At 53.8% G+C, this 5,776-nt stretch carries 6 protein-coding genes and 1 pseudogene; 3 read left to right on the plus strand and 4 right to left on the minus strand.

Going from position 1 to position 5,776, the window contains the following annotated elements:
* The first annotated feature begins 143 nt into the window (after positions 1–143).
* Entirely contained in the window at positions 144–500 is a 357-nt protein-coding gene (locus ABYP39_RS16890; protein WP_372783743.1) for a hypothetical protein, read from the plus strand.
* Entirely contained in the window at positions 497–1,888 is a 1,392-nt protein-coding gene (locus ABYP39_RS16895) for a type II secretion system protein GspD (protein ID WP_372783745.1), read from the plus strand. The genes ABYP39_RS16890 and ABYP39_RS16895 overlap by 4 nt, the downstream gene beginning before the upstream one ends.
* Positions 1,889–1,972: 84 nt before the next feature.
* Here ABYP39_RS16895 and ABYP39_RS16900 read toward each other — a convergent pair whose 3' ends face one another.
* From ABYP39_RS16900 to ABYP39_RS16910, 3 genes are all read right to left on the minus strand, one after another.
* Positions 1,973–2,752, minus strand: a complete 780-nt coding sequence (locus ABYP39_RS16900) for an RMD1 family protein (protein WP_372758355.1) — start codon at positions 2,750–2,752, stop codon at positions 1,973–1,975.
* Between the two features lie 134 nt (positions 2,753–2,886).
* A complete protein-coding gene (locus ABYP39_RS16905; protein WP_372783747.1) occupies positions 2,887–3,270 on the minus strand; it encodes a VOC family protein in 384 nt (127 codons plus the stop codon).
* A gap of 115 nt (positions 3,271–3,385) precedes the next feature.
* Complete coding sequence (locus ABYP39_RS16910) at positions 3,386–4,207, minus strand: metal-dependent hydrolase (protein ID WP_372783749.1); 822 nt, start codon at positions 4,205–4,207, stop codon at positions 3,386–3,388.
* Between the two features lie 155 nt (positions 4,208–4,362).
* Here ABYP39_RS16910 and ABYP39_RS16915 point away from each other — a divergent pair, with 155 nt between their 5' ends.
* Positions 4,363–5,418 carry a helix-turn-helix domain-containing protein gene (locus tag ABYP39_RS16915; protein ID WP_372748337.1) on the plus strand — a complete coding sequence of 352 codons (1,056 nt, stop codon included), beginning with the start codon at positions 4,363–4,365 and terminating at the stop codon, positions 5,416–5,418.
* Positions 5,419–5,470: 52 nt separating this feature from the next.
* On the opposite strand, the pseudogene ABYP39_RS16920 reads toward ABYP39_RS16915, so the two are convergent.
* A pseudogene (locus tag ABYP39_RS16920) lies at positions 5,471–5,776 on the minus strand (hypothetical protein); the annotation flags it as partial.

Raw genomic sequence — 5,776 nt, forward strand, 5'->3', positions numbered from 1 at the left:
AGTCTGTTTTCCTGGCTTCAGGCGATCAATCAGCAGCTTGGATTTATCGTAGTTGATCACTTTGAAGTCGCTTCCAGTGGTCGTGCAGCGACTGATCCTAATCTGATAATGACGTTACGCATGGCTAACTATAGGGTGGCCCAATGATAGTCTTCGCCCCCTACCGAACGTGTTTGCTCGTATGGTTTGTTGCGGCTCAGAGTGTTTGGGCAACAGAAACCCTGCAGCTTCGCAACGATCCCTTCAAGCCGCCGGCATTAACCGCCGATAGCCGCGATGGCGTTGTCAGTACTGCAAAGCTACCTGTGGTCAGAGCGGTCATGCTATCCGGCGAGTATCGCGCCGCCAACGTTAACGGCAAAATTGTCATGCCGGGCGATGTCGTTGAATCTTATAAAGTGGCGGCAATCGAGGACGGTGCTGTTTTGTTTACGAAAAATGAGCGTGAATATCGTGTCAGGGTATACACGTCAGAAGACGCAGGGGGTGTACGCAAATGAAGCGAGTACAGCGTTTACGGACGGCTGTCTGCCATATGATCGCTACACTGCTACTTTTTAGCGGGTTGGCATTCCCAGTGATTGCAGAAGAGCGCTTTTCAATGAGCGCCAATGACACGCCAGTGCGCGATGTTATGGCGATGCTGGCACAAAAGGGACGCGTCAGCATTCTGCTAGAAAAGGATGTCAAAGGGGATATTTCGTTTAACCTTTACGATGTGACTATGGATGAAGCCGTCGGTGCGCTGGCGGAGATGGCGGGTTTTGCCGCCGAAAAACGCGGTCGAACCTATTACATTATTGATAAGAAAAATGTTGGCGTGAATGCCACCGGAGGTTTAACCAGTCTCAAGGCATTTCCGATTCGTTATGCAGAGCCACAGGCCTTGCTGGATATCGCCAAGAACTATATATCGCTGTATGGCAAAGTTACATTGGCGGCGCAGGAGAGGGTCCTTGTCATTGAAGACAAGCCAGACTTTCTCGCTAAGATTCACCGTATCCTCAAGGCGGTTGATTCACCACCGCGTCAAATCTTGATCGAAGCAAAGATCTTTGAAATTACACTCAACGACGGTCTGGCTCACGGTATCAACTGGACGAAGCTTTTTTCCGTCGACCCGGGAGAAGTAAAGCAGTTTGGTGTGCAGGGTTTGGCCGCGCCGGGAGCGCCGGGTCTTTTTGTTAACGTGGTGAATGACAACATCGAGTTGTTAATCGATGCGTTGCAGACCGACGGCCGATTGCGGACGATTTCAACACCAAAACTGCTGGCTTTGGAAAACAAGGAAGCGTCCGTTGTTGTGGGCGAGAGAATTGGCTACCGTGTGACAACGACTATCAATCAGGTGACGACCGAGAGCATCGAGTTTCTTGAGTCGGGGGTCATCTTGCGTGTTACCCCGTCAATCGATGCTGACAACCGGGTGATGCTCGATATTTATCCCCAGATCAGTACTGGCAGTATCAACGATGGAATTCCTTCCAAGAATACAACGGAAGTGGCTACAAACCTGATTACAAATGACAAGCAGACCGTGTTTATTGGTGGCCTGCTGAAAAATACTGTCAGTGAAACTGCCAGTGGTGTCCCTTTTCTGAAAGATATTCCGCTGATTGGTCGACTGTTTGCCAGCCGCGAGAAATCTGGGCTGCGAACGGAAACGGTAGTTTTGATTACTCCTTATATTGTTAGTCCCGATGGTGGCTACAGCGGACAGTATATTCAGGCTGTGGAGCGCGAGGAGAAGGCGTTGGAAGAACACATCGGCGTCGGTCGTTTTGCGGAAGAAGCCATTGAGGCGGAGCGCCGTCGTGAAATGGTAATGCCGGAACCCGCGCAAAAGAACACCGCAGAGCGTCCTAAAATGCGCGGCCCCCGTCGCTAGCCGCTCCCGGGCTGTTCTGTTGCAAGCTATGTCGTGGCGAATTTCCGGAGCGCCGGTGGTTCCGGCGTCCGGTGATTTACAGCGTTAGTGAAACGCCATCATGACAATTTCAAAGCCGATCAGGAGAATTATGATCCATTCTAGAAAGGCGCTGTGGCGATGATTTTGCTCATCAGCCAGCATTTCAAGCAGCTCATGAATGGTTTCCAGCTTTTGCGATAGAACTTCCACCCGGGGGCGAATGTCGAGATAGCGTGCCGATTGGTTGTACAAACTTTCCAGCGAGGGGTATTCCCAGAAGAACTCAGGCGTGTCCAGCAGGCCGTAGTGCAGGATGATGTCGCTCTTGCTTGAAAACAAGTGTCCTCGAATTTTGGCAATGGCTTTTCGACCAAGCTTTATCCGTCCTGTTTTCGCCAGTGATCGTGGAATATCCGCGGTTGAACGGATATTGTCTTCGGCCATGGTTTCGAACACATTCAGCTGAATGGACTGGGCCAGTGCATGAGAGACCGCCAGTCGCTGCATGGGGTCGTCACCGGCCAGCGCAAACTTGTCGGCATGGATGCTGTTCTCGCCGGCATTGAGGCTGAAGGTAAAGTGATCAAAGGTGCGCTTTGATGCCTGATCTTCCAGATGCGGCGTGATCCGTTTCAGGATGTCTTGCTGCTCATCGTCTTCGCAGCCCCAGAACACGGCAACACCGTATGTGAACACCCAGACTTCGCCGGATTTCCCCGGAATCTGATAGGCGTCGCGGAAACGTTTTGCCTGGTAGTAATCAAGAATGTCAGCTTCAAGATCAGCGATGCGAAATTGGTCGCCGAGGTTGAGAACGCTGAGTCGTGCATTGGAAAACGGCATGGCACCACCCCCCGGTAGACGATGGCGGAGCGCCATCGGTGGCGCATAATAGGGCTGAATGTCAACGCTGACAATAAAAAAATAGTGGTAATAAAAAGGGGAGGTTTTGCCTCCCCTTTAGGCGCTGTATGCGGTCACGCGGCCACGCGATGCAAGGCGCAGATTTTATTGCCTGATGGGTCGCGCAGATAGGCCAGGTACAGTTTCATGCCGCCGCCTTCGCGTACTCCGGGCGGGTCTTCAATGGCGGTGCCGCCATTGGCCACGCCGGCTTCGTGCCAGGCGTTTGCCTGCTCGGGTGTCGCAGCGGCAAAGCCGATGGTAGAGCCGTTGCCTGCGCTTGCAGGCTCACCATTGATCGGCGTCGTCAGAATGAATATGCCGTTGTCGGAGAAATAAAAGTAACGCCCGCGCTCATCCTTAATGCCCGGCTTGTAACCCAGGGTTGCAAGCGTAGCGTCATAGAATTTGCGCGAGGCTTCAAGGTCGTTGGCGCCTAGCATAACGTGGCTGAACATGGTGCTTCCTCTTCACGGTAGTGTTGGAGGAGACTAGCGAACTCGACCCGGTAAGTGCAAGTGGTGCGAGCCTGGCGCTGCGCTGTTATGCCCGTTAAACGGACTGGGGGCGTGCTCAGGTTAGTTGCAGGCCGGCGACCTCTGGGTACCGTTTCTGCCAATCTTTGATCAGTGCGGTCTGGTCAATATCCTGCGGATGAAATCCGCGTTTGAAGGCTTTGGCGAAATGGATGAGAGACTCACGCATTAAGCCGCCTTTGCCCCAGAAAAACTTCATGGCGCCCCACCATTCCCTCAGGTTTGCGCGACGGTTGTCGGCACGCAGCAGCAGCTTTTGAAAGTACATGATCCGGCCAAAGAACAAGATCAATGACATAAACATCACTCGCCGTCTGAGAAACTCGTCATCCACGCAGTGCCGGAATACATCAAACGCCACGGCTTTGTGTTCAATTTCTTCAACCGCATGCCAGATAATCATTTTGCGGAAAGTGGGATCCATTTGCTCTAACAGCTCTGGGTGCCGCAGCGCGTGTTCAGCCATCGTGGCAGTGACATGCTCCAGCGCCACGGTTATGGCGAGCTGACGCTGAGGTTTTAAGCGCTGCCGTGCCAGGTCGAGCAGGGCTTTAGCTTTTGCCGCTACTTTGTTTACTGGAAAGCCTTTTGCCTCCAGTGCATTGTTAAAGTCTTCGTGGGCTTTGCCATGGTGTGCTTCCTGGCCGATAAACGCGCGTATTTCCTGCTGCAACTTCGGGTCTTCAATATCGTTGCGATAGTGGCGTACTGTATCGATAAAGAACCGCTCGCCGTCTGGAAAAGTGGCCGAAAGCGCATAAAAGAAAGCAGATATCAGCGGGTTGCCGTTGAACCAGTACTTTTCCATTTCAGGCTGTATGGCGAAATTCATTCGACGTACGGTGATGGCGTTGTCCATGGTGTTGCTCCTGTCGTCGCTTGGGCTGTCGGCAATTATCAAGCGTTGTTCATTCGATGATGAAAATATGCCATGGCTAATACCATGGCGGCAGGTTATTTTGTCGCAATAACCGGTGCTTTGAGATCAGCACACATCAGGGAGTGAGCAGGGGTATGAATGCCGACAGGGTAGGAAAGGGGGCTTACGGTATTTCCAGTGATTACCTTATCTCCCTTAGCGAACAGGCGTTTGAGCGCGGTATGAGTGTGGCGGATCTGCTGGCGGGGAGTGGGCTGGAAGCGGGCATTTTGCTGCAACAGGAAGCCACCATCGGCCATGAATCTTTTCTTACGGCGATGGACAACTTTTGTGCTCACGACGGCAATTTCTGGACGGCGCTGGAGGGCGGGCGCCGCATGACAATGTCTAAGCACGGTTACGTGGGATACGCTGCCCAACACAGTCATACCCTGCTGGAAGCCGCTGAGAAGCTGTATCGCTACGTGACTACCCGCATTGAGCTGTTCGATCTGCAGCGCGGCGAGCATCCGCAGCGCGCCGAATTGTTTCTGGTGCCGAGAATCAGCGACAGCGACACCGTGCGCTATGTGAGCCTGAATTTTCTGGTTTGTCTGGAAACCCTGTGCCGCCAGATTCTCGGGCGAAGTGCCAGTAATATCCCTAGCTGTATCACCCTGACCGGTGCGCCGCCGTCGACGCCGATGCCGCCTCTACCCGCCGGGTCGCAGGTGGTCTTCAACAGTGAACACTACAGTTTGAGTTGGCCGCGCAGCATTATGGATGCGCAGATTCCCGCTCGCGACGAAGACCTGGCGCGTCTGGCAGAGGCGCGCTGTGAAAGCGATCTGCGCAGGCAGCGGGAACAGCAAACCGTGGCCGAGCGGGTGAGCCGTCAGTTACAGCAACTGGAGGGTAGTTTGCCGCCACTGGAGGAGATTGCAGCGCGGTTGAATATGTCTATGGCAACGCTGAAGCGTCGCCTGAAGGCAGAGGGTGCTAGCTATCAACAGCTTAAGGATGATCAACGCTTGCGGCAGGCATCAGCCTGGCTGATGGAGGGGCAGTTGACCGTCGACCAGATCGCCGACCGGCTTGGTTATAGCGACGCGAGTAATTTTGCCAAAGCCTTTAAAGGCTGGACCGGCCAGTCGCCCAGCAGCTTTCGCCAAGCGGCGGGGCTGGCGAGCGCAAGCGATGGTCAGCAATGAGCATTGCGGTTGCGCGCCTCCCAGCCGGTGGTTGGTTATTGGCGAGCAGTTATTAGAACTGGTAACTCACGCCTAAGGCCACAAACGGGAGCCAGCGGTACTTGTCGAGCTCTTTTTCAATTTCCTTTTCTTCCTGCTTAATCTGCTCGCGACACTGGGCGTCGTCATTGCATGAGCCGCTGGAGCGCATGTCGACGCTGGCTGGTCCCACATAGATAACACCGATATCGGCATTGACCGCAAATCCGGATGTAGCGCGATGCCCCCAGCCTAAGCCGAAGTAGGGGGCAATTTCCTCGAAATCGACTTTCGTGGTTACCTCGCCGAGGATGGCAGGTGAGTAGACGCTGTTACCGAA

It is taken from the genome of Litorivivens sp. (assembly GCF_041625495.1).
Taxonomy (GTDB): domain Bacteria; phylum Pseudomonadota; class Gammaproteobacteria; order Pseudomonadales; family Spongiibacteraceae; genus Litorivivens.